The following is a 24,743-nucleotide window of genomic DNA, read 5'->3' as shown; positions in this document are numbered from 1 at the left end:
ATTTTTATTAAAGATTCGCTTATTGGGCTGCTATGTAAGAACCGATTCACATTGGTATTGAGGAGTTTGTAATAAAAATTCGTTTACGTTGTGCTTGACTATCTCTTTAAGACAATCATGATGGGCAAATACTTTTCGTTGGCGTTCGGAACTTGTACCTGAGTCCATGATCATTTGCAGAGTAGAAAAATAATTTTGATAGCCTAACTGTTTGATATATGGGGTTAATTTTTCAATCCATTCATTGATATCTTCACGCATTAACTTGGTTTTTCCCTCCGTATTCATGACTAATTCAGCATCCAAACCATAACGAATCGCTCTCCATTTATTTTCCCGAGCAAGCCAATAAGGAGGGTAGGCAACTGATTCAAGCCAACTTCCATTATCAGCAAACCAGTGAGCAAGAGTATGAATCAATGCAACAAGCGCCAATGTTTCTGCAAGTGTTGCCGCGCCATCACATACACGAATTTCCAATGTTCCAAAGCCAGGACTTGGTCTTAAATCCCACCATAAATCTTTAAGCGATTTAATCGAACCGCATAACTTTAATGTTTTATATAAGTTTTCGAAGTCTTGCCACGTACGGACATGGTAGGGTTGTCCTGCAGTAGGGAGAGCCTCATAAGTAGTAGGACGACATGACGCAAGTCCGGTATCAATTCCTTGCCAAAAAGGAGAGCTGGAGGACAGCGCCAATAAATGAGGTAAAAAATACATGAAAAAATTATTAAATCGAATGCACTCTTCACCACTGGACATACCGATATGAACATGCAGGCCATATACGCTCATACGACGTGTAAGCCATTGATTGCGATCAATTAACTCCTGATAACGCATCGTAGGAGAAATTTCCCAATCCGCATATTTAGAAAATGGGTGGGAGCCTGTTGTTGAAAATAAAATTCCCAAATTTTTTGTTATATCTTGTAGTGCAGCAAGTGTTTTATAAAGATCCTTTTCAACCTCCTGGGTGGTAATACATTTACCTGTATTCACCTCTATAGTACTTAAATAAAACTCGGGCTTAATTTTTTCGAGATGGGCTGTGGCACTTAGTACATCAGTAGCTCTTGAACATAAATTATAGTTTTCAGAATCGATGAGTTGCAGCTCAATTTCTACCCCTAATGTTAAAACACCATTACTTTTAAAAAAAATTTCTTCCTGCTCCGATGTGCAAGCTAATTGCGCAGCATTCTTAGTTGCTTTTAAGAGATTGTTCATTTGATTATCCATTTGATAATCCTCCCTTGGTTAATATTTTTTAGCGAGTGCTACTAATTGGCGTATTGAAAGTTACTTCCAATACTGTTTTTGAGAAGATTTCTCTAGCTATCGAAAACTCAGATACTACAAATAACACCCTGATTTTTTATTTCTGTTCGAATTATTTGTATTCAAATGATTGGTCATGGTAACGGTTAAATAAGTTCATTTCAACCTTTGCAAAGCAAGTACAAAAAGACCCTTGATAAAGAAAGTTGATGATGAAAGACAAAATTGCCCCTGCGCATGCATATAAAAACTTTGAACTTGGACAGATGCTTTTTTTCTGAATGCTATATTTATAAAGATACCTAAAATTTAGCTGATTTTTTTGAAATGAACACTTATGGGGAAGTTGTTCCACTGGGCTCCAATCCCTATGAGGTGGTAAGTATAAGGGGTAGGAAGCCCAAATTTTTGCAAACGGAGCCCGTTCAATGAGCATAGAGCATCTACAATACCAAATCATTATTAATTGAAAGGCCCCTTTGCATTAAGTCAAATAAGGAGGTGTATGATGAATATTGATTTAGGAAACGCAGATGCTGCAGTTGGAGTTTCTTTTAGTGTAATCAGTGATTTTCTTCGTGAGTTAACTCGACTTGGCCGACTCCCGGAGCGTCTGGAGTTTGATCGGGACATTGGAGGACAACCTTCTCATATTATTGTTTTGCTCGATCCACTAGAGTTTGCAATGATAACCCAGGGACCTGATTCACCCCGGAGTATATTCCGTATTTTGGGAACGATCGAGATACGACCGGCCTCCGACCCAAACGCAACTCCATTGACTATTCCTCTTGATGCGGCAGCAAAGTTAACAGTTATCTTGGTAGATGCCGAGCCAGTTGCGGAGATCGGTTTTCGCTATGATGGAGTTGACGGAACTCCTTCACCTGCAGAAATCGCAACCGATATTGACAATTTTATGAATAGTTCCGAAGTACAAGACATTCTTACCAATACACGACTTCCACTAGCCGCTAGCCTCGTTAGTGGTTTGAACAACACACGATTCACTGACCCTGATACTAGGCCTGAAAATTCTGAATGGAATGTTGCGCTCACCTTAACACCAGCTGCTTCTGACAGTGTCGATGCTTTCGTTGTATCAGCCAGCCCACCGCAAACTCCCGCAACATTAATAATAACAGAAAGTTTCGTTACACCACGAACCGGGCTTGCTATTGCCTATAACAGGAATTTTCTGGATATGGTTTTGGAGCGGGGTGCAGAAGCCAAAGTGGGGCAGCAAGTCGACGGTGCTGAGGTAACATCTCTGTCCATGTCGATGGCCAATAATGGAATTCAAATAACAGGACATGTGGTGCGGGCGATTGATACACCTGTTATCGATGTCGCTCCTGATGTGGATATCGACTTCGATGGTGTGGCTATCCCCCAGCTGATTCGTGGTACGACAGGTATGACGATGGATACATCCGGGATTGATGTTGATGTGGATGATAGTGATGAGATCTTCTATGGTGCGCTAAAATGGGTAATAACGATTGGGGCATCGGCGCTTCTCTTCACTGGAGTGGGAAGCTTAGCTGCTCTAGGTATTTTATTGTGGGCAACGCTTGTGCAGAAAGTTTGGAACGGTGCAGTGGAGCTTGACAATGCTCCGAATGTGCTCCGCGACAGTTTGGGTGCCGGCCTTGGCGCGCAACTCAGCTTGCTTGCCGAGTCTCTTGATGATTCAACTCCTGCCGGAGAGCTACGCGTTGATGGTACGCCTGATTCAGCTTTAGTAGTGAATGGCAATATGGTTTTATTTGCTCAGGTTATTATTCGCTCGATGATGGCACGGCTGCGCTCAGCGGAATACTCTCGCAAGTTACGACGCTTCGTCATTTTTGAACTGGACGACAGACGAAAGTTTCGTGCACAAGAATTGGCCAGATTAATGAAAGCGGGTAAGATCGTTGTATCGGGTTTTCATCATGTCAGCGGAAAATATGTCAGATCCGATCATGATAATTCGGCGGCCAATAATTTGCTCAAGGTATTTAAGTCTAATGAGACAAGGGAGGTTGTCGTGAAAAATCTTTGATGCAGTTGTTGGCAGCCTGAAGAAGGGCCGATTTGACTACATGAAGTATAGCCTGGTTGCAAGAAACGGTCTCTTGATCACATCTTTGTCTGCGGGGTCTAGTTTTTCAGCGATGCGTAGAAGATTTAGTTAAGCAAGCCAGGCTACATTTGGATTATTGGGCATTAAATGAGCTGCAAAACGCACAAATTAATATTTTCTTAATCAAAAAGGATTATAATTTTACTTGGACTCTTAAGGGGATTTTCCTTATGCCATATCCAAAAATATCAGCAGCGCTTAATAACTGCCCACTTCATGCGATAACTCCTGAGTTAGTGCAGGAAATATATCGTTTTGCAAAAGATGAGCATTATGATAATCACCATAACGATGCTTATGCAGAGCTAAAAAATAGTTTTGCCAGATTTTATGGCTTTAATCCGCACGCTTTTTCCTGGAAACACTTTGCGGGTATTCTAAAGCAGTATAACCCTTTTGATATTCAAATCATGATGGGGCCGGTACTTCGTGATTTTATGGCGGTTCAACTAAATAAGCCGGGAATATACGAAAAACTTCCTCCCAAAGCAGGTAGAGATAAAGCAGGTGCTATTAGGGAATATACAGAAATAGATCCGGGAACTGCTCGCTATATAAGCTTAGATCAGGATGATTTAGCGATTCTCGTCTGTAATCCATTAGGATTTAGCCTACACTATATCCCGCAAGAAGGGGCTGAATTTGCCGCAACAATTGATCCGACTATCCCACTTTCAAATCCACAACGTATAACGATTTGCCATACTGGAAGCCGTTTAGGTGCGTCACATGGCGGGCATTGGGAAAGGACAACTGATGAATTAGAACGAATAGAGTATAAAAAGCATAAAAGCACACAATTATTGCACTATTTACCATTACTAGGCCATGACGCTCAAGTAAATCCTACCGGATTCAAGTTATTGAAACAGCACGTCCAATTAAGCGCTCGTAGGCTTAATGGAGCTCATGTTGATACTGAGCTTTGCGCCTTATATAACGCGGCTACTCTCATTGAAAAATATCTAAAAAGTATTCAAGAGGTGCCTAAAGATTTAGCAATAATGTTATTAGGACCTGCTTTAGAGCACAATGAATATGTCTGGGAATTTATTGAAGACTATGAGTTTGAAGAGCATGGCTTTGATAACCAAATCGTAAGTTGGCTCAAAGCGGAAGAAGAATTTGAGAAGCCAGTTTTAAGAGCCGAAAAAGAAGAGTTAGCCAGAAAACTGGCCGAGCCTCCAGCCCTCATAATTCCAAGCCAATTACCCACTCCCTATGGAATTAAGGGAGAAAGAAAATTCTATAAAAACCTTGCACTACTCAAAAATAAAATCGCTGATTTGGACGAGCGAAAAAGTAAGGCCTTGGTGGAAGCAGACGGTGATGAAAACGATGAAGACTATCGTGCACTTCACAATGCTTGGGATGTTGCTACAACACTTCAGCAAGAGCTTAAGAACAAAGCAGATATATATTTTGCAGATCCAAACCCAGAGACCTACAAAACATTTAAAGAGCAATCTCTAGGTTTGATACGTGCAGCCCATGATGTGCTTGATGCACATCGAGGTTGGTCAGAATTTCTCGTAAACCTCACTCTTGGTATCTTAACTGCAGGAGTTGGAGTAGTAATTAAAGGTTTGATAAACTGGGGATGTAATCGTTCATTTCTTTTTGTACATCAAACAAAATCCAGCCAATTACTTGATAAAATTGAAGATGTCGTTGTTAATAAAGCTGATCCACAAAATCCAATAGAAGAGGATGGTGATCGTGACTACTATAATCCATTATAGAAAAGTAGCCTGATTTAGCTGCAGGGCTTGAGTTTCGCATTTCACCCTTAGCTTTTTTTATCAAGAGTTTTCAGTATGCTGCAGGCATTGAATCATGCAATCCCTGCTCTACCGAGTTGAAATTGTGGTTGCAAACAACCATACGCTACAGGAATTCAATTAAATTTTCTTTAGACAGTTGCCTAGTTAAAATTTTTTCAGTCTAAAGAACGAATTGCGAATAATAAGCTATATTTAAATTACATAATCAAAAGGAACTGATATGGAAAATACAAATAATATTGTGCTTCATCCCGACACAAAAATCATGCAACGTCACTGGGGATGGTTTTTGGGTTTTGGAATTCTGCTCTTGATCTTTGGTATTATTGGTTTAGGAATGGACATCTTCTTAACCATAGTCAGCATGTATTTTTTTGCTGCATTACTTATGATTTCAGGATTATCACATTTTGCTGATGCTTTTAAACACAAAGAATGGAAAGGTACGGTTTGGCAGATTCTCGTTGCAATACTCTACCTTATCGGCGCAGGTATAGTTTTGTATGATCCTTTATTAGCGTCAACCATTATTACTGCGTTACTGGCATGGACGCTTATCGTGATTGGCGTTGTCCGCATTAGCATGTCCGTATCCTTACGGAATACAAAGGGTTGGGTTTGGATCTTATTTGCAGGGATATGCTCCTTAATACTTGGTATCCTGATTCTGTTACACTGGCCAATTAGCGGCTTATGGGTCATCGGATTGTTTATTGCGATTGATATGATCATCAGCGGTTGGACTTACATTTTCATAGCAATATCCTTACGCAGAACCAAGTCGCTTTAATTGCCAATAAGGTTTAGCCCTAACCTGGTTGCTCACAACCAGGTTAGGGCTTGCTGAAAATAGAGAAGCATACAAAACATGACAACAACAGGAAGCGTGTTGTCGGACGGATCAGCAAAAAGGCGACATTCTTTCCAGGAAAAGCAAAAGTAGTATGAATCCTGCTGCAATGAATATTCCAGGCAATGCTTCATCCTTTTCAATTTTAAAGACATTCCATACCATAGCAAATTTCAATTGACTTCAGAATCAATAAGATCCGTAACTGGGTGGTGGGGGTAATAGTTCTTGAAAAAATTGACTTAAAAGGAACGTATAGTGTAAAAGAGGCGAGCAATACATTATAACTATTTGATAATATTTATATTGTAGGTTATAGCCCATTTCATTTAATGGAGAAAAGGAACGATGAGATTAAAAGTAGAAGTAGAAGCCGAACTGGCTCGGGCAAAGGAGCATCTCGAGACTCTTGAAAAAGAATTTATTGATAATGATGAGCGTGGCCTTGATCGTTATATGTTTCTCACATCAATAAGCCAATTGATTAAGGGAGCGAAGAAAACAGTAACGGATTTAGAAGAGGAATTGGAGCAATTTACTAAAGATGCTACGCCAAGTATGGCATCATAATGGGAAATACAGGGAAGTATATTATCAATCGAAAAAGAATATTATGACCGCCAGCGCAGCCTGATTGCTAGCAACGGTCTCTTGATCACATTTCTGACTACACCCTGCGAGCAAGCTGTGGGGCGGGACGTCGGAATAGGTCTGGGATGGTTTTTCAGCAATATATAGAAGATTCTGCTCTTTGCACAGGGCTACGGCACTGATGCCTTAAAATGCAACAATGCAAGTTTTACGTAGTGCAATTAAGCCTATTTAAAAGAGATAAATTATATAATAGACCTCGAACAGGGCAAACCCGAAACAATTTTTGCAGGTCTAAATTATGGGAATAAAATTTCTATTTTCATTCAACGGTACTCCAAAAGATCCAGTAAAAGAATCAGACAACATAGAAATAAGATATGATGCTGGTCGAGGTCAGAATCTCTGTTTTCGCAAGAAGGAAATGCCACTAACAAAAGAACTTTTGGAAGAAGCAGTGGAGATGATGCACTCGCTGAATCCAAAGATCAATGAGATTCATATAAGAACCAAAGAACTCGCTGACAACGTATCCCTGCTTCCCAAGTCAATTACTTCTGTTGTTTATGAGGATAGCGAAATCAACCGCACTGATGATTGGCGAAAGAATGCCGGCGAGGAGATGGCTGCGAAATCCAAAAAGGCGTGTATTGAGCTTTTAGAAAACCTGCCCGGACATGTAACCAAGGTTGGAATTCGTACTAGTAAAAAATGGAAAGATGCAGATGAAGTAATTAAGGCTATGCCACCGCATTGTACTTATTTTAAAGTGAATGCGGATGTGATTAAAAACTGTCCTTTTGATGAGCTGTCTCAATTTTTTAGCAGTTTCCCTAAGCAAATGCAAGAAATCCATCTTTTAGGTGATATATGTGATAATGATCTCGCTATTGGAGATAGGGCCTTACGCGATGTGATTATCCGGTTGCCTCTTTCTGTAAAAACCCTTTCTGTTCCAAGCGGCAACTGTAGTATTTTCAATCATCGAGAAGAAAAACAAATAGATTTGGATGAATACAGAAAAAAAGAGTATTTTCCCGAAAGCTACTTTGAACTTACGAGCTCATCCACAGACGATTTGTTCCAGAATGCAAAAAATCTTTTAAATGATTATACGAAAAATACCAGTTGCTCCCCTGGGTTTACCCTATTTGCTACTTTTCATTGGCGGCGGCATCATGTGGATGCAGTCAATCAAATCCTGAAAAAAAGTAACTCTATAGATGATTTGTTAGTACGTCTCAATAAGATTGAAATGTCAAAAGATTTTAATCCTACAGGTTCCTTGGCGCGCCGCATTCACTATATAAAATATAGGCAATATCAGGAGCAAAATACCCAAAATATGGCGGAGCAGTCTGGCGATTTTAATCCTCTCAATTTTTCTTAAGTTGAGGTTTGTAGATGCACAGTGAGTCTTCAAATGAGACTTTTTCATAAATCTTACTTGTGGCATGAAAGCCTGCTTGTTTGCAACCAGCCTACCTGTTCCTAACATTTTTGTAGTTTTTCTAATTGCATTTCAATACTAGGTTGAGTGCTGAAGGGAGTAGAAAAGGTTTGCGCCAAGTTGAAATTAGTGGGGTCGAAAAAATAGGCTTCCCGTCTTATTTCCTCATGCGAGATTTCACTGTATGTTTCAGCAACCTCCTCTTTATTAATATAGTGGGCATCGCGAACTTTAATTAATGCTGAAATTAAACTTTGATTATCTCCTAATAAACGCGTAGCCATGGCATGAGCATAAACAAATTACATAAAAGTTTTTATGTAGATTTTAATCACAGCAAGTAAGTTGGGGGATAGTGACCCAACAAAATTTTATCATGACTTCTTTTTCCCTAATAAATATGCAATGGTGTAAGAAGCGTAACTTCGTTGTTTATAACCAGGCTGCATTTGCTTGATTAAAATAAGCAGATAGACTTACAATTGAACATTTTTGGTTTGTGAAAGTTCCTATGTCTAAAAATATTACTATGTCTAAAAATTCTTTTTTTAAAAATCTAATAGAAAAGCAACAGTTTTTAACTAAGCCCAATGCTGCCTTTGAGTGGGACGAGATGCTTGCCGAGAAAGAGACCCGAAAAAAAATAAAAAGAGATCCAGAATGCTACGTATTCTTTGCTTATATTGAATCTCGATTTGCGTATGACCATGCCAGACTCTTTGATGTCAAATTAAGGACAGCAAACTCAAGTGCCGAGGAACATTTAGAAGTTCGAAAAGTATTAAAATATTTTGTTAGAGAAGATATCAACAAGCACTCTTGTCAAGACGCGCAAATGCATGCTTTTCGTCGATGGGTGGATACAGCAATCATGTTAAGGAAAAGGCATAATTATGAAGCCTATTTTTTAGTGCGCGACACATTAATGGAAATGGATATAAATCTTCAATTAACAAAAAATAAGGCTTTTAAACCCTATCTCAAAATGTACAATCAACTAGTACAAGTCGATGCAACACTCATTGATGAGCAATTAAGAGCAGATTATAGCAAAATTCCTCTAAATGATTTTGCAAGCCCTGATGGTTTTTCCAAGAGGCCAAAGGCAAGCTCGAACCTTAAAGCATTTTTAGATGGTAGAGAGTACTTAGAAGCTCATCTTAAAAGAGATATAATGGAAGCTCAAGAAAATAATGCTCGACTTAAAGCTTTTTGCCGTTGGATTGATATAGCGATTGCTTTAAGGAAAAAGCATAATTATGAGGGATATTTTTTAGTGATTACGAATTTGCGCTTGATAGATGGAATAACTGAAAGCGAAGATTTCCCCAAATCCTATCTTAAAATGTACATTCAGCTCCTTGGACATATGGACCCCTCCATCAATTTTGCAAAACTTAGAGCATTATGGGATCAAGATAAATCTCCTAATAAATTAAAAGCTACGTTCTACTGGTCTAAAGAATTAACCAATCTAAATGAAAAGATGGAGGCAGCATGTAATGCTGGAGTACAAGCATCCATGCTGCAAGAAAAAAATAGAAAGCTTACGGAGATTGCTAAAGAGCAGGAAAGTTTTGCAGACAGAACGAAGATTTATTCGACCAGGATACCGCAGTATTTGGAAATTAAATTTGCAACGGTGCAGGAAGAATACCACTATAGTCTAAATGAAAAAGCGATACTGGCAGGCCATCTAACAGCATAGTTAAAATGTAGTCTGGTTGTGTGCAAGCAGGCTACGTTTATTTGTTAGTTCTCCTATTCAACACGAATAATAAATTCCTTCTATGTATTGATTGTAAAAAATAGGGATCCATACCAAAAACATAATCATCTTGATATGCGTCAGCTGGAGACAGTTGCGGTTTGAAACCTCTTGTTGTAAGCGGTGCAGGATTAGGACCTGCAGAGATATGCTGAAAATTCCTAACAACAGTAACAGTATCTAATATTATATTCCAAAACACGCGACCTTTACCATTTCTTGTTTCAATAAGCGCGTCTAAGATATCAGCAACTGATTTTATTTCCGAACCAAAATCAATAAAGCCAAGGTCAACTGCCTTCATAGGCTTCCGGTTGCGGTAAAAATCCCAAAAATGGTGGTACTTTACCCGAATTGATTTCATGAGGCATTTCTCCTATAGATAATGTTTCATTGACTATGTGTTGTGTATCATTGGGTAACTGCTATGGCGGAACCAATGGGACAATGTTATTTGCAGATGTAGAAAATTAGTAGTTATGATAAAAGTATCATGATGTTGCGAACAAGCAGCGATGTTTGCTAAGAGAAAAAAATGACTGGGCAAATTATATTTAAACCACTCACCACTTCCGATCTCGATCTATTATGCACATGGTTTGAAAAACCACATGTCCTGGAGTGGTGGAATGATCACCTGACGTCAGGGCAAATTAAAGAGAAATATAGAGCGCGTATCGATGATGAAGTTGTTTGTGCTTATATTGCTTCTATGAATAACAAGCCGATTGGATTTATTCAGTATTATTGGGCGAGTAAAGTAGGCGAGGGATGGTGGCCGGATGAAGATGCAAATACAGTAGGTTTAGATCAATTTATTGGCGAGGAAAATTATATCAATAAAGGCTTCGGCACTTTAATGATGAAAGAATTTATCCAATTTTTATTTCAAAACCCTCTTATCAAGAAAATCATTACGGAAGCTGATCCAAATAATTTACGTGCAAAACGTTGTTATGAAAAAGCAGGATTTCATGAGATGGGTATCATAGACACACCAGATGGTAAGTCTATTTTAATGACAATACTCAAATAAACGAGAGTATGCGAAGCTGATTGCTTACAACAGGGTTTATTAGAGCAGCAAAACGGTGTTATTTAGTCGGTTCAATAAATCTTTCAATAGTCGCATCTAACATATTGGGCCAAGGCCCAACCACTCATGATTGTAATAAATGAGTATTGGCTCCCAATGCAATCAACATTCTTTGGATATTCGCTTCATTGAGAGCCCGGAAGAAAATGATAACATCGTCCATTTTTTATACTTAAACTATAATAAAAAAGTAGGCTGATATGCCTCGAGCAAATAATGGAGGCAGATATGCCACAAGAGAGAGATGAAGAGAATAAAGATTGGTTAATTGAGTTAATGCAAGAAACAGGATACCACCCTGATCCTGGCGGAATGTGTTTTGGTGTTGCCAATATGGGTATGCAGGCCATTCTCGCTGAAGAACTTGTGCTATTTGAAGACCGCTTTGAAGAGCTTATCGCTATTCACGGTGAACTTGAAGGTATTCGAAAGGCCATCGATATACTGGAAGAGGAGGCTGTAAATCCTACCGAGAAATTAAACGGTGATGCAAAAAAAACTTTAATAGCTACTTTAGAGCTCGAAGAGACACTCCGTGCGATGAGAAAAGAGTGGTCAACCCATTTGTTAGGTGTAGAAAAGATCGAGTTCGGTAAATTAAGAGAAGAACTCAACAAGAAAGAAAATGAATTTTTATACACTATTTATGTAAAGCAGCAATTAGAGAACTGTAGAAATGCATTAGAAAAATTTAAAGCAGAGCTTACCCATCCACAAAATGATTATATGGCCTTTTTTGAAGGGGTAGAAATATATCAGCAACCTAGGTTACACCTTCCTTTATTTGAAAAAGCAACGCAACTCAAACAAGATACACTACTCAGTGCTCCTCTTGTTCTTTCCCAAAAGCTTGAGCAAAGTGGAGGAGTCAGCAGAATAAACACCTTTATGGGTGCCTATAATTCTGATGAATTATTTAAATATTTCTCCACGCTTAAAAATGAATTGCAAGGAATTCAAAAGCCGATTGTCTTTATTCTTGGTAGTAGTGATCATGCCATTACCGTTGGATATGATCCGGCGGCGGATCAATGGCAACTCATTAATAGCGGTCGTGAACCTGAACGTATCCCTGGAAATAAGGTGCAAGAAATATCCCGGCGAGTTTTTAATGCATTTTCGACTGGTAGCCAGTGTGCTTTTGTAACCAATGTTTATTGTAATAAAGCGAATGAGGAAGACTTTAAAAAACGGATGACTGCATGGGAGCAGCAACCTGAATTTCAGGAGATCCATAGAATCGATGCACGAAAAGCCACACGGTCAGGCGCGCATCTACTTTTCCTTGCCGCATTAGATAATGATCCCGTCATGGTTAAAAATCTTATAAAAGAAGGCGTTAATCCTGCTCTAGTAGCAGATGAAGAAGGAAATACCCCGATTTTAACAGCTATTTATTATAACCATATTGATGTTCTAAAAGAATTGCTTGCATGCCCAGCCAAAATAACCATGTCATTGGATGTTCAAGCCGATTCTTTGTATCAGTTTGCTCGTAATGCGCAGCTAGATGAACGCATCATGGATGAATTAGTTAAGAAAAAAATTGGCTTGGCTCAACCTAATGATTCCACAGCAGTTTCTGTAACACTGCATGAGCTGGCAACCGCTCTGGGTCATACTGAAATAAGCAATTTACTGGAGCAGTATGAAAAACAAGACAAATCAGCAAAAACAAGTTCTGATCATTGTGTCTTTTTTAAGTCTGAAGAGTATCTAAGTAAACGGCCATCAGTTGATGTAGCGAATCCTGAAGAAAAAAAACCAGTTGATCCTTTTGACCATCATTAAAGCTTAGAAATCTTTTAGGTAACATCTAGGAAAAGGAGCAGATTAAGCGCGTCGTTGATGCGTACAACACAATCATTACAGATTGAGTTAAAATGTTCTAGAAGAAATGAGTGCAACATTATAAGATCCAGTGATGTGTAATAGTCGAGCCCTGTGGAGTAAGAATGATTTCAATGTTTGCAATCCCCAATTGTGATACTGTAAAAAAAGCGCGTACGTTCTTAGAGCAAAATAAAATTGATTATGAATTTATTGATTTCAAAAAATCTCCGCCAACAAAAGCACAAATAAAAGCATGGGGTGATTATTTGGGTGAGCTTCCCATCAACAAAAAAGGGATGACGTACCGAAAATATAAAGATTATTATGAAGCATTGAGCCTATCGGAAAAAATAGATTTTATTATCGCAAATACCTCACTCATTAAAAGGCCTGTTTTGGTACAAAATGGCAAAACACTTGCAATAGGTTTTAACGAAGATCAATATAAAGAACTCATAACGACTTTCTCAGCGTGAATGTGATGAAGTTGTAGCCTGGCTGCTTGCAACTGAATCTTATACACATCCCTGAAAAACCAGTCCAAGCGCATTCGGACGTCCCCGCCCCCACACTTGTTCGCGGGGTGTAGGCAGAGATGTGAGCAAGAGACAGTTGCTTATTGTATTTACTTCAAGACAATAAAGCAGATTATTTTTTATCTGTTATGCTACTTTTTTTATTTTTCTTTTCTTTTGGACATAAGGCTGCATCAAAGACTTCGTTAACATCTTCCGCGAAGATAAATTTCATTTTTTGGCGTACTTCATCCGGTAGATCTTCTAAGTCTTTAGCATTCCGTTTAGGAAGAATTACTGTTTTTAAACCGGCGCGATGGGCTGCAATCACTTTTTCTTTGATACCCCCCACAGGAAGTACTCGTCCTCTTAGTGTGATTTCGCCGGTCATCCCAATGTCATTCTTGACCAAACGATTGGTCATGAGTGATGCAAGTGCTGTTGCCATAGTAACCCCGGCACTGGGGCCATCTTTGGGTATTGCCCCTTCTGGAATATGGATATGAATATCACTTTTTTCAAAAACTGTATCATCTATTTCAAGCTGATGTGCTTTGGAGCGGACATAAGAAAAAGCCGCTTGGGCGGATTCTTGCATTACGGTACCCAATTGGCCCGTAATGAGAAAACCCTTAGAACCGGGCATTTTTGTTGCTTCAATGAATAAAATGTCACCGCCGCCTGTTGTTACGGCAAGACCGGTTGCAACCCCCGGAATGGTGGTTCGCTCAGCAACTTCGGAATAGAATTTTGGTTTGCCAAGTAACTCTATAAGCTTATCCTTAGTGATTATGGCGGATGTCATTTTGTCCTCTGCCACAGCTGTTGCAATTTTACGACAGATTGCAGCAATCTCACGTTCCAAATTACGGACACCTGCTTCCCGAGTATACTCATGAATCATCATAAGGACTGCATCATTTTCAAATTGAATTTCTTCAGGCATTAACCCATTCTTTGCGATCTGACGAGGAATAAGATAGTTCGTTGCAATATGCAATTTTTCCTCATCGATATAACCAGAAAGCGTAATAATTTCCATACGATCACGCAACGCTGGCTGAATTGGATCAAGTTGATTCGCTGTACAGATGAAAATAACTTGCGATAGATCAAAATCGACATCAAGGTAATGATCAGAAAACGTTTTATTTTGTGCTGGATCGAGTACCTCAAGCAAAGCGGATGAGGGATCACCACGAAAATCGGCGCCCATTTTATCTATCTCATCCAGCATCATTACAGGATTACGGGTTTTGGCGCGCTTAATTGATTGAATAATTCTACCGGGTAATGCGCCAACATAAGTACGTCGATGCCCACGAATTTCTCCTTCATCATGCATTCCTCCCAATGAGAATCGAATAAATTTTCGCCCGAGTGCACGGGCGATTGATTGCCCAAGTGAGGTTTTACCAACACCAGGTGGGCCAACAAAGCAAAGAATGGAGCCTGTTTCTAATTGAGTTTTATCGCCGCGCTCAAGGCGTAGCTTGTGTACAGCAAGATATTCGAGTATCCGTTCTTTCACTTCTTTCAAATTATAATGGTCTTCATCAAGTATTTTTCTCGCACACTCGATGTCCAGATTATCTTCAGTTGCCTTACTCCACGGTAATTCAACTAACCAATCCAGATAGGTTTTAATGATTTGATACTCGGCAGCAGATGCAGACATGCTTTTCATTCTCGTAAGTTCACGTATTGCTTCTTTCTCCGCTTCTTTCGACATATGTGCCTCAGTAATTTTATTTTTATATTCCTTAATTTCGAGAACCTGCTCATCTTCTTCACCCAGCTCTCTTTTAATCTGTTTCATTTGTTCACGCAGCATATAATAGCGTTCGTTTTTATCCAGTCCGTTTTGTACTTGCGATTGAATTTTTCTCCCCAGTTCGATAATTTCTATTTCACGGGTTAAAAAATTATTGAGTTTCACGAGCTTGTGTTCGACATTGTCTAATTCCAAAAGTTCTTGTGCATCTTTCAATTCCAATCTGAAACTCCCTGCAATGAGATAAACAAATTGACGTGGATCCTCCGTATTAAGTGCGATATTTAATAAATCTTCTGGTAAATGTGATGTTAAAGAAAGCAAGTGGCGTAATAATTCAATCGTATTGTGCATGAGGGCTTCAACTTCTTTATTTTTAATAAATTGTTCCTCTGCAATTGCAATTTGGGCCTTGAAGTAAGGATCAATCGTGGTAAATTCTTTGATACGAATTCGTTCTACTCCTTGTACAATGATTTGTACTGAGTCATCTGATAAATGAATAAGACGATGTATTATTGAAGCAGTGCCGATTGTATAGACATCAATCGGACCTGGATCTTCGACGTCATTATCCTTAATAGCGACTATTCCTATGAAACGTGAAGAGCTAATCGTCACGTCTTGAATGAGTTGGATGGCGCGCAATTGTCTCACATTAAGCGGGGATATGGTCAAAGGATAGATAATGGCTCTATTTAATGCCAAAATAGGCAATTCGGATGGCATATCAAGTTCATTTGCTTGATCTTGATTTTCTGTTGCTTCTTTTTTTTGCATCCCCATAAAAATTCCTTTATTTATCTTCTTCTATATTTGCATTTTAGGCTAATTATTAGCCAATTTTCTTAACTAACGTCGTTTTGTTAATTATTTTTCTTAATTGATGAATTTTTATTCAGGCGATTTCATGTTAATTCACTGAATTTATTAATAAAAATTGGATTGTTCTTTCAGATAAGGAGGCCATTATAAATTTTATAAAAAAATAAAATGTTGGACCAAGGTACAACTTATGGGGGGATTTGGTGGATTGAGAATCAATAATTAAGCGGAAATCTTGATTGCAAGCAACCGGGCTATGTGTTTTTATACATATTTTAAAAAATAAGTGCATCGCTCATGGCATAATAAAGGACTTGATATATAATGCGCAAGGTGTTTATATTTTGTTGAGATTATTATGCGCTCTATTTTCGGTGGACAATATGTTTATTATTATGATTTTCCAACTTACGCTGATTTAAGTTTGAGTCTACCTAGATCTCAAGAGACATCTCCCACAGTTACAGTTACCTCGGAGGAAGACAATTATACTGTTGAGCACCATCGTTTCTCAGACTATATAAAAAAAATAAAAGCACAATGTGACGATAAAATGGCATGGACGATGAGTGCTGTTCCCGCTGCATTAGAAGAAGTAGAAGATGTGATTTCTCTGCGACAATTATGTGAGTATTTTAATACCAGTGGGTATTGGAAAAAGAATGGTGATTGGCCTCAAGATGTAACTGAAGAGCAATTAAGGGCCTTTAACATCGAAGTTCTAAGAACTTGGCTGTTTCAGAAAACCGCGCACCATTTTTATGCTCAGAACCCAGAGACCTTTCCAAGTTTAAATGAATATAAAATGCAACTGGTTATGAATCTGGAGCAATTGAAGCAAGAGTTATTCGCTTTAGATGCGTTCCATTTAATGAAAGCAAATCTTAATACCTACCTGATTAATTTTTGGAACATTTTTAACCCCAGTAGCAGCGCCAATAAACTTGATGCTTTTAATGTTTCTGCTATTGCAAAGAGGATCAATGAAAAAGAGTTAATTCCAGATAATGTCCAACTGACTCTTTATCCTAACAATTTTGAATATTGGCAACACCTACATCAAAGATTAATTAATGAGATAATCGTGCTCATGAATTGTTCTATCGTGGATGAGTTGAAAAAAAAATGTGCCGAATATGACGCGAACATGCCCTTTGAGGAAGTATATAAAACGCACTGGCCTACTTCCAGACGCCTTGATGACAATGTCCCGCCACTACGCTCAATATCTGAAATCAATGAGTTTATGGAAAAAATAGCTCTTGCTGAACAAGAACGAAACAGAATGATTGAAGAAAAAAGAAAGGAGTGGCACGGTTCACCTGCAGGCTTTGATGTGGCTATGGAGCGGGCTCAATCTCTATTAGGCTCAAAACAAGCAAATAATGAGGAATTTATGCAATTACTTGCAGAGCAGTTGCATAAAATTGCAGACGAAGACCATGTTATCGCCTCACTTTCTTTGGTTAATACAAACCCTATACAGATAGTAAGCCAGGTGTTACATGATGAACGAGTTGACGATGTAGCCGCGTTAGCTCCTGTAATCGTTCGTGATATTCAGCATGTGATTGAACATATGCCTGATAAGCTTACCTCAGTGGATCACACTAAGAATGTTGAGGCACTGGATCAGTTTGTAGTGAGTGTTCGCTCAGCCTGTAATCGCGCAGCGCTTATCGATCTTTATGCTCGTTTGGAGCGTAGTACAAATAAAGAAATGGCAGAAAAAATGATTGGTAACTGGGATGTGATCGGCACTGATATTCGCGATAGTGCACGCATGATGACGGAGTCTGATAAACTTCGAATTATCGCTTATGCGCAAGGAAAAATGACAAAACAGGAATACGATGAGGAAATGTCCAAATTAAGTGTCAAGCTTGAACGAGGCGAGGTCACGGCTCAAGAAGAAGTAGTGATTAAAATGTTTCCTAAGCTAAAACAGGCGCTCACGCGGCTACCGAAAGAATATATTCAGGACTTTTCTCTGGTGTTAAAAAAAGCATTTGTACACCAGCAAATTATCCATCCCGAAAAATTCCTGCAGAATCCACATGAAGCCGCTGTTTTCTCCGCGCTTGCCCTGGACGCTAGCAAAATTAAAATGAATAAAGAGCTTGTCCAGCAAAAAATCAAGCATGTGCTACAAAACGCAGTGCTTAATGGGCAGGCAGAACATGAGATTCCGACCTTGAGCGAGTTGCAAGAGCAAATTGAACTTATGGCGTTGAAGGAGAAGATTATTACAGCCGGTGGTGAGTCTTCTTTAGCTCCTTTGATTCACACAGTAACCAAAGCAAGACAAGAACTCATGGCAACAGCAACTCATTTGTTAGAACAAGAATACGCGCAATGCAAAAAGGAACTGAGTGACGCTAATGAAAATATTCCTCAACACATTGACAGCGCTTTGAAACGATCAAAAAGTAAATTGTTGCGTTCTCTCAGCCGCTTTATCGATCAAAAAATTAAAGACAACAAGGAGAGCCTGGGCGGATTAACCGCTCAGTATGACAAAGTAAAAGAGATTATTTCACCCCTTAGTGAGCGGTCTGCAAGTAAAATGCACGCATTGCTTTTAGGTGATGTTAACAAAGAGATTGAATTTTTTAATCAGTGGGGCAATCCTATTCAGTATGAAAACATTCAAGGATTTATTGGGGGGAGCGATGAGGTCTTGGGAGATGGGGCGTGTCAAGCAAACACCTATAGGTTAATTACTCGAGAAATGACCAGTCTAGGTAGAAATCAAGTACTCTCCGATTCTCAGTGGAAAGCGGAAGTGAAAATCTCGCCACAAGATCGCTTCAATCAAGCTTTATATCAAGTACACTTAGGGGATGAAACGAACAATGGTTTATCACAAGCAGTGCTAAAACGGCTTCATCTTAAGAAAATTCAAAAACTAGATGAGGAGTCGCATTGTGCAGATGAACCCGCATTGAATTCAGATGCTATTTATCAAGTACTGTTTCAAGCAGTTACTCGGCAACAGAAGTCAAAATTAAAAAATTATGGAATTGTAAAAATATCCATTGGGCATCACCCAACTAAAAAAGATGGAACCCAAGACACAGAGCATGAATCGTGGGGCCATGCTCTCTATTTGCGTTATGATGCAAAGAGAAAAACCGCTTATTTTTATGATCCCAATCATGGACGTAGTATTAATTTTTATACCTGGAAAAAATTAGAGAATGATGTTGAGTTTAAAAAGATGGGACAGAAAGAACAGGATGAGGCGGTTCTCAATTACATGCTTTTGTGTTTCTCACAAATGATTGTTAATGATTTTAATGATATTAACACGGTAAGATGTTATGAAATGGAAATGGATTTTAGTTTGCTTGATAAGCTATTTTCTGCTGGTAATACGCTCATTGGCGGCTTAAATAATTTCTTTAAAAAGCAAAAAGAAAAAGAGCCTGATAATAGAATAGATCTGATCGAAAAATCTAACGCACTGTAGCCGTTGTATGCAACCAGGATTTTGCCAAAGGAAAGAAATGCGCATTTTATGAGCAAAAAAAAGGCCGCTATATACTATACTGTGAATAAGAGTATTTGAGGTACTTTAAAATGCTTTCACGACAGGCGGCTGCGGAGTTACTCAGAAAACATAGAAAAGATTTAGAAAATTTACAAATATTGGTAATGCACATTCCTGGAAGTAGGGGGGATTTCCAAGCCACAAACGAACTGCTAAACGTATTAGAGTGCATAGCAGAGGGAAAACCTTATAAACCTCTTGCCAACTATTCGATAGGGATGGGTTCTATCGGAGCGCTAAGTGCAGATCCGCAAAAAACTGTGGTCGCTCTTCTAGATAATTTTGATGAGCAGTTTATCAACACATATTTTGCGGATGCTAATAAGCAGGATCCCTCGATACTACAGAATCTTCCTGGGGTGAATCTTGATAAATTAAAAGCAAACATACTTCAATTGTGTCACGAGATAAAGTCGCCTACTGTTACTAATACCGCTGAAAAAAGTGATATAGTACAAGAATCAAGAGTGATTGCCTCGGTACTGGGTGCACAAGTTGATTTCAGAGTAAAGAACTTTCAGTATAACAATCCATCTCATAATGCCAGGCAACCTTTGGATACTATTCAATTTGAATTTCATACGCCACAAGAGCGAGACGATTTTTACGAGAAAATCAGGAACGTTTCTCCTTCTGTTAAAAAAGACGAAACAGCTACCAAGAAAGATGCACAAGGCAAACCTATACCGATTGTTCTGGTGGATCCTTCGGCTATAAAAAGTATTGATACTGTTCTTTTTCCAAAATTATCAACTGCTGAGTTTATTCAAACAACGAGAAGTTTAATAAATGCTGGCATTTTTACCGGAAGATCATCAAGACTTGAAGAGTCGATGAAGAAAATATGTGAGGCTCTTGAAACCGGTAAATTAATCGATGGAAGCCAGATTAATGCACAAGTAAGTGGTGGGTGGATGGCATCAAGCCAACAAAACACTGCTTCGGGAATGATATCCGCTGAGCAAGCATGGACTTTTTTATTTCAGGAAATGGGAAATCTCGGGGATTCTATATATAAGAAAGAGTTCAGAGGCAGACTTGAGAAACACTTTAACGAAAATAAAATTCCTGTAACAGTTAGGCGTCTATGGTCCGATACATTTGCAGCTCAAGAAGGATATAAAAAAGATTCAAAATACGCCAGCCTTGAAAATTTTGTTTCGGATCTTCCTGTGCATCGAGCTGCAGTCAGGCAGACAAGGACAGAGGATCACCAACCTACTGTCAGGCACCCAGATAGAACGGTTCCCCACCCCACTGTCAAGCAGCCAGGTACAATGGGGCACAAACCAACCTCCGGTGACACCCATAAGGAATTTATTCAACATTTTATCCAACATCATGCTCCTGGAGTTACAAGAGCACCCTTGATAGTAAAAGGCAAAGATAGCAAGGCTCCCATAATTCAAATCGAATTTAAAGATAGAGAATCCCGTGATAAATTTATAAAAGAATATCATATTGATCCGAAAAGAGCAGGGGGATGGGAAGAGGTAGGTAAAGTCTATCTTAAAGTATCTTTTGCACACATTGCTAAAGAAACGGAAGCCATGGAAAATGGGGTATTGAAAGGGAAGTATAAGCATTATGTACAACCGAATGAGCAACTTACGAGAACAGTGACTACAGAGGTCACAAGTGGCTCTATAAAGGGCGAATTTAAAAGTAGATACACAAACGATCGAGGGGATTATTTAAAAAGCAAGATTCTCAAAGATTTCTATGAGGATCTAGAAAATGCAGAGACACCAAATGATGTACAGAAGGTTGTTGATCGATATAAAAGTGATGGACGATATGCTATTCTTGCTCAGGCTCAAAATAGAACGATGCAGGCTCTTGGCATGACTACATCATCTGCAGCAGCTTTCGAAGACTTAAGAAAGGAACGGTTAGGCGACATTGATAAAGCACGAAGAGCGCACGCGGCATAAATAGGGGCCAGCCTCTGATTGATTGTCAGTTTTTCCATTAAATTTCTCTACATACCCGCGCTTTATGCTAGTGCACTCCCCATAAATTGTAACATTTCAGTCAAGTGGGAACGCCCTGTCATCCCTGTAGATGTTAGAGTTACTTGTGAAGTGGTAATTAAGTGGAAATCCTGGTCGCACGCAACCAGGATACGCTATTAATGATTTAATAGTTACAAGCAATGTTTATTGGGATTTTTCTTCATACAGAGATTGGCGAAGTAGTATCTTAAATCGGATACGAAAATATCTCCCTCATTTTCCATTACAAATATTCTTTCAGGCTGCAACTCAAGATAGTTGGATGCTTTTAAAATAGAGTAATAAACTGTTCCTGCATAGGAGAAAATCCATTTGTCTAAAAAGGGGAGGATCATCTCGGGATCATTAGAATAAAATCGTTGATAAATATCGGTGATTAATTCCTTTCTCATGTCGAAATTGCTTTTAAAATAAAAATTGTTTCGATCTTGGCGATAAAGGGTAAATGAAGGTTTATCGGGGTTGTTTTTTAAACCTGCATTAAAGTTCATCGATATAATAACACCTTTGGCATTTTCAATGTGTAATGTTGTGGCATTGAATAAATTGTATCCATTGTATTCTTGCAGGTAGGCTTTTAAATAATCAACGGCTTTATCTGTTAGTGGATCAAAATAACTTTGAATTGAAAAATTTACCGCATATTGTTCTGGGCTATCCTGATCATAGCCGCAATTGACATAAGTATTGTAGGTAAATAGGTTGGGCGAGATTTTTTTTGAAAAGACACGATCGATTTCATCTTCTACCTCCTCACAACTAAGTTTCAATCCGGTAACATTCCCGCTGACACGAACGATTTGCGTTGGAAAATCAATGGTCCTTTGGACCATTTGCTGCAGATCAGGTAGTTCCTGTTCATTACTATAATGCCTGCTTACTGTATTTTTATTCTTAGGCAAAGGGGAAAAAATAAGACTTTCTGAATTGCTGTCAGTATAAGCAAAAGCAAGAAGGGGTGATAAAAACAAAGCACCCATTAAATAGTTTATTTTCATTACAAACTCCTTTTTTAATTAATCTGAATTCCATTCAAATGATGATGCGGGTAAAACATTGTTGCGCCATGACACTAATATGATATGGCGCACTGTATATCTTATCTGGTTTGCAGAGCAGATCCTATGGGGGAGGAGAATCCTGGTTGCAAGCAACTGTAGATTATATCTCTGCCTACGCCTCGCAGCTTGTCCGTGGGGAGCTAGTATTTTAGGGTAGATTTTCTGGATCCCGCGGACAAGTCCTAAGCGATCCACGCGAAATTTGAATGTCACTTTATGTTTTTAAATGAACTATATTCAACGTTCTACGTACCGCGCATAAAGCCTGAGGGACAAACCGCGGGACGTCAGAGTAGAGCTGGACTGGTTTTTCAGCGATGTGTAGAAGATTCAGCTCAGAGACAAGCTGCGGAACGCCGGAAGCAAAGTGATGCAGGTCACCAACCAACTGATTAGGTAAGAAGAACTGAGCGGTCAAAGTACACTTCATTTCTGCTAATCAGCTTGTTGTCGATTTCAACAATATCAAGCCCAAAGAGAGTCAGTTCGCTCTCATTTTTGGGGAATGTTGCTTGCCACTTTAAGATAAAGCCTTTTAATGTGGGAATCAGTTCTACTGCATTCCATTTCCAGTCAGGATTCTTTGCCAGGAGTTTGCTAAAGTATTGAGACAATCTTTTTTTTCCATGAATACCTTCTTTCATAACCGGATCTAAATAAAAGGTGTCTTCACTATAAAAAGACAATAGATTTTCAACTGCTTCTACCCCACCGGTCCATGATGGCAGCCACTTACTGCAAAACATTTCTGCATCTTTTAATTCCATGTATCGCTCTCCTTTTGCACTAGAGTTTTTGTTAAATAGAGAAGCTTAATTTCTGCGAATTCGTTTTTTAAGTCATTTTTCTTGTAAAAATTCTGCAACTATCGATTATAATTGTAAAGAACAAGGACGGTAAGGAGTGATAAACATGGGCAGGAAACTTAAAGAAAAAACAACAAAACATCATAAAAGCCCTTTATGTCGCATAAATAAGCCCACAGCCCCTTTAAATAATACCAAACAAACGTATGACCGGATTGCTTGTGTTTTTCAAGGAGGCGGTGCATTGGGGGCTTATCAGGTCGGTGCATTTCGTGCAATCCATGAAAAAGGATATCATCCTAATTTTTTGGCGGGAGTATCTATAGGGGCCATTAACAGCGCGATTATTGCCGGGAATCCGAGAAATCAGCAAATTGAAAAATTAACTGCATTTTGGAATATGATCGTACCTAAAATATGGACTGATGTATTTTATGAGGCTGAAGTTTCAAATTTGTTACATCATTTTCATAACCGCATGGGTGCTATGAATACGATCGTCAATGGTTTGGAGGGTTTTTTTAAACCTCGCCCCTTTCCACCGACGCCGTTAACTTATGATACACCGGATAAACTCAGCTATTATGATACCTCCTATCTCAAAACAACATTGGAAAGTTTAATTGATTTTGATCGCATTAATGATAAAAAAGTCACCCTCTGTTTGGGGTCGGTTAATGTGGCATCCGGAGAAATGGAGTTTTTTAATAATCAAAAAATTACCATTACCCCAGAGCATGTTATGGCAAGCGGCGCGCTTCCTCCAGGCCTCCCGGCAGTTAAAATTGGTGATGATTATTACTGGGACGGTGGTATCTATGCGAATACGCCTCTTGTGACGGTGCTCGATGCCTTACCCGAATTGGATACCTTATGTTTTGTGGTGGATTGTTTCAGTCTGCAAGGACGGCTGCCGCAAACCATGGATGAACTTGAAGAAAGGCAAAAAGACATACGGTACGCCAGTCACTCACGCCGACTGACTAATGTGTATACCAGTCGCCAAAACTTGCAAGCAGCCATACAGTTTTTAGGTGAAAAATTAAGTCCGGAGGTAAAGAAAGATCCTGACGTTCAGAAAATACTTGAATTGGGTCATAGCAAACATTTCAGCGTGGTACATATCATTTATCGGGGCTCTCCCTTTACTCATTCGTTCAAAGACTATAACTTCGTTCGCTCAGCAGTTAATTATCGTATGAAAACAGGGTATGAAAATGCGATAGAGGTTCTTAAAAATCCTGTATGGGAGAAAAAATTAGATAAGCCCATGCTTTGTTCCATTTACGGCGTACCCCCTGATTATTTTGAACAACATTAAAAGTTAATGAGTACAGGCTGCACCTGGTACTTTCTGGACCTGAGAGCTGAAGAACGAATAAAAACCTCTGCCTTAACGAAAGATCGGTA

The 24,743-nt window shown here is 39.0% G+C and carries 18 protein-coding genes; 12 read left to right on the top strand and 6 right to left on the bottom strand.

Annotated features, from left to right (window positions below):
* Positions 1 to 30: 30 nt before the first annotated feature.
* Positions 31 to 1,245: a carboxylate-amine ligase gene (locus tag A8O27_RS03450; protein ID WP_058460512.1), complete on the bottom strand. Its 1,215-nt coding sequence runs from the start codon at positions 1,243 to 1,245 to the stop codon at positions 31 to 33.
* Between the two features lie 544 nt (positions 1,246 to 1,789).
* On the opposite strand from A8O27_RS03450, the gene A8O27_RS03440 reads away from it, so the two are divergent.
* From A8O27_RS03440 to A8O27_RS03420, 5 genes are all read left to right on the top strand, one after another.
* Positions 1,790 to 3,331, top strand: a complete 1,542-nt coding sequence (locus A8O27_RS03440; RefSeq protein WP_131744469.1) for a hypothetical protein — start codon at positions 1,790 to 1,792, stop codon at positions 3,329 to 3,331.
* A gap of 251 nt (positions 3,332 to 3,582) precedes the next feature.
* Entirely contained in the window at positions 3,583 to 5,154 is a 1,572-nt protein-coding gene (locus A8O27_RS03435) for a hypothetical protein (RefSeq protein ID WP_131744468.1), read from the top strand.
* 262 nt (positions 5,155 to 5,416) lie between these two features.
* Positions 5,417 to 5,986, top strand: coding sequence for an HdeD family acid-resistance protein (locus tag A8O27_RS03430; RefSeq protein ID WP_058460516.1), 570 nt, complete (start codon positions 5,417 to 5,419; stop codon positions 5,984 to 5,986).
* A gap of 408 nt (positions 5,987 to 6,394) precedes the next feature.
* Positions 6,395 to 6,616, top strand: coding sequence for a hypothetical protein (locus tag A8O27_RS03425; RefSeq protein WP_058460517.1), 222 nt, complete (start codon positions 6,395 to 6,397; stop codon positions 6,614 to 6,616).
* 322 nt (positions 6,617 to 6,938) lie between these two features.
* Entirely contained in the window at positions 6,939 to 8,027 is a 1,089-nt protein-coding gene (locus A8O27_RS03420) for a DUF5617 domain-containing protein (protein WP_058460518.1), read from the top strand.
* A gap of 101 nt (positions 8,028 to 8,128) precedes the next feature.
* Here A8O27_RS03420 and A8O27_RS03415 read toward each other — a convergent pair whose 3' ends face one another.
* On the bottom strand, positions 8,129 to 8,371 hold the full coding sequence (locus A8O27_RS03415; protein WP_058460519.1) for a hypothetical protein: 243 nt from the start codon (positions 8,369 to 8,371) through the stop codon (positions 8,129 to 8,131).
* 227 nt (positions 8,372 to 8,598) lie between these two features.
* Here A8O27_RS03415 and A8O27_RS03410 point away from each other — a divergent pair, with 227 nt between their 5' ends.
* Positions 8,599 to 9,795 carry a RasGEF domain-containing protein gene (locus tag A8O27_RS03410; protein ID WP_058460520.1) on the top strand — a complete coding sequence of 399 codons (1,197 nt, stop codon included), beginning with the start codon at positions 8,599 to 8,601 and terminating at the stop codon, positions 9,793 to 9,795.
* Between the two features lie 37 nt (positions 9,796 to 9,832).
* Here the strand turns inward: A8O27_RS03410 and A8O27_RS03405 are convergent, their stop codons facing one another.
* Positions 9,833 to 10,219 (bottom strand): hypothetical protein, encoded by a 387-nt coding sequence (locus A8O27_RS03405; RefSeq protein ID WP_058460521.1) that lies wholly within the window; start codon positions 10,217 to 10,219, stop codon positions 9,833 to 9,835.
* A gap of 171 nt (positions 10,220 to 10,390) precedes the next feature.
* Here A8O27_RS03405 and A8O27_RS03400 point away from each other — a divergent pair, with 171 nt between their 5' ends.
* From A8O27_RS03400 to A8O27_RS03390, 3 genes are all read left to right on the top strand, one after another.
* On the top strand, positions 10,391 to 10,891 hold the full coding sequence (locus tag A8O27_RS03400; RefSeq protein ID WP_058460522.1) for a GNAT family N-acetyltransferase: 501 nt from the start codon (positions 10,391 to 10,393) through the stop codon (positions 10,889 to 10,891).
* 288 nt (positions 10,892 to 11,179) lie between these two features.
* Positions 11,180 to 12,742, top strand: coding sequence for an ankyrin repeat domain-containing protein (locus A8O27_RS03395; RefSeq protein WP_058460523.1), 1,563 nt, complete (start codon positions 11,180 to 11,182; stop codon positions 12,740 to 12,742).
* Positions 12,743 to 12,906: 164 nt separating this feature from the next.
* Positions 12,907 to 13,260, top strand: a complete 354-nt coding sequence (locus A8O27_RS03390) for an arsenate reductase family protein (protein ID WP_058460524.1) — start codon at positions 12,907 to 12,909, stop codon at positions 13,258 to 13,260.
* A gap of 172 nt (positions 13,261 to 13,432) precedes the next feature.
* On the opposite strand, the gene lon is transcribed toward A8O27_RS03390, so the two are convergent.
* The gene (lon, locus tag A8O27_RS03385) at positions 13,433 to 15,859 is read right to left on the bottom strand and encodes an endopeptidase La (protein ID WP_058460525.1); all 2,427 of its coding nucleotides are present in this window, start codon (positions 15,857 to 15,859) and stop codon (positions 13,433 to 13,435) included.
* A 397-nt stretch (positions 15,860 to 16,256) separates the two neighbouring features.
* On the opposite strand from lon, the gene A8O27_RS03380 reads away from it, so the two are divergent.
* Positions 16,257 to 19,370 carry a hypothetical protein gene (locus tag A8O27_RS03380; RefSeq protein ID WP_058460526.1) on the top strand — a complete coding sequence of 1,038 codons (3,114 nt, stop codon included), beginning with the start codon at positions 16,257 to 16,259 and terminating at the stop codon, positions 19,368 to 19,370.
* A gap of 110 nt (positions 19,371 to 19,480) precedes the next feature.
* Positions 19,481 to 21,385, top strand: coding sequence for a hypothetical protein (locus A8O27_RS03375; protein ID WP_058460527.1), 1,905 nt, complete (start codon positions 19,481 to 19,483; stop codon positions 21,383 to 21,385).
* Between the two features lie 212 nt (positions 21,386 to 21,597).
* Here the strand turns inward: A8O27_RS03375 and A8O27_RS03370 are convergent, their stop codons facing one another.
* Positions 21,598 to 22,464, bottom strand: a complete 867-nt coding sequence (locus A8O27_RS03370; protein ID WP_058460528.1) for an Lpg0189 family type II secretion system effector — start codon at positions 22,462 to 22,464, stop codon at positions 21,598 to 21,600.
* Between the two features lie 455 nt (positions 22,465 to 22,919).
* Positions 22,920 to 23,294 (bottom strand): nuclear transport factor 2 family protein, encoded by a 375-nt coding sequence (locus A8O27_RS03360; protein WP_058460530.1) that lies wholly within the window; start codon positions 23,292 to 23,294, stop codon positions 22,920 to 22,922.
* 145 nt (positions 23,295 to 23,439) lie between these two features.
* On the opposite strand from A8O27_RS03360, the gene A8O27_RS03355 reads away from it, so the two are divergent.
* Positions 23,440 to 24,654 carry a patatin-like phospholipase family protein gene (locus tag A8O27_RS03355; RefSeq protein WP_058460531.1) on the top strand — a complete coding sequence of 405 codons (1,215 nt, stop codon included), beginning with the start codon at positions 23,440 to 23,442 and terminating at the stop codon, positions 24,652 to 24,654.
* Positions 24,655 to 24,743: the final 89 nt, after the last annotated feature.

It is taken from the genome of Legionella bozemanae, from assembly GCF_001648595.1.
In the GTDB taxonomy this organism is placed as follows: Bacteria; Pseudomonadota; Gammaproteobacteria; order Legionellales; family Legionellaceae; genus Legionella; species Legionella bozemanae.
This window is presented reverse-complemented; position numbering and strand designations above follow the sequence as displayed.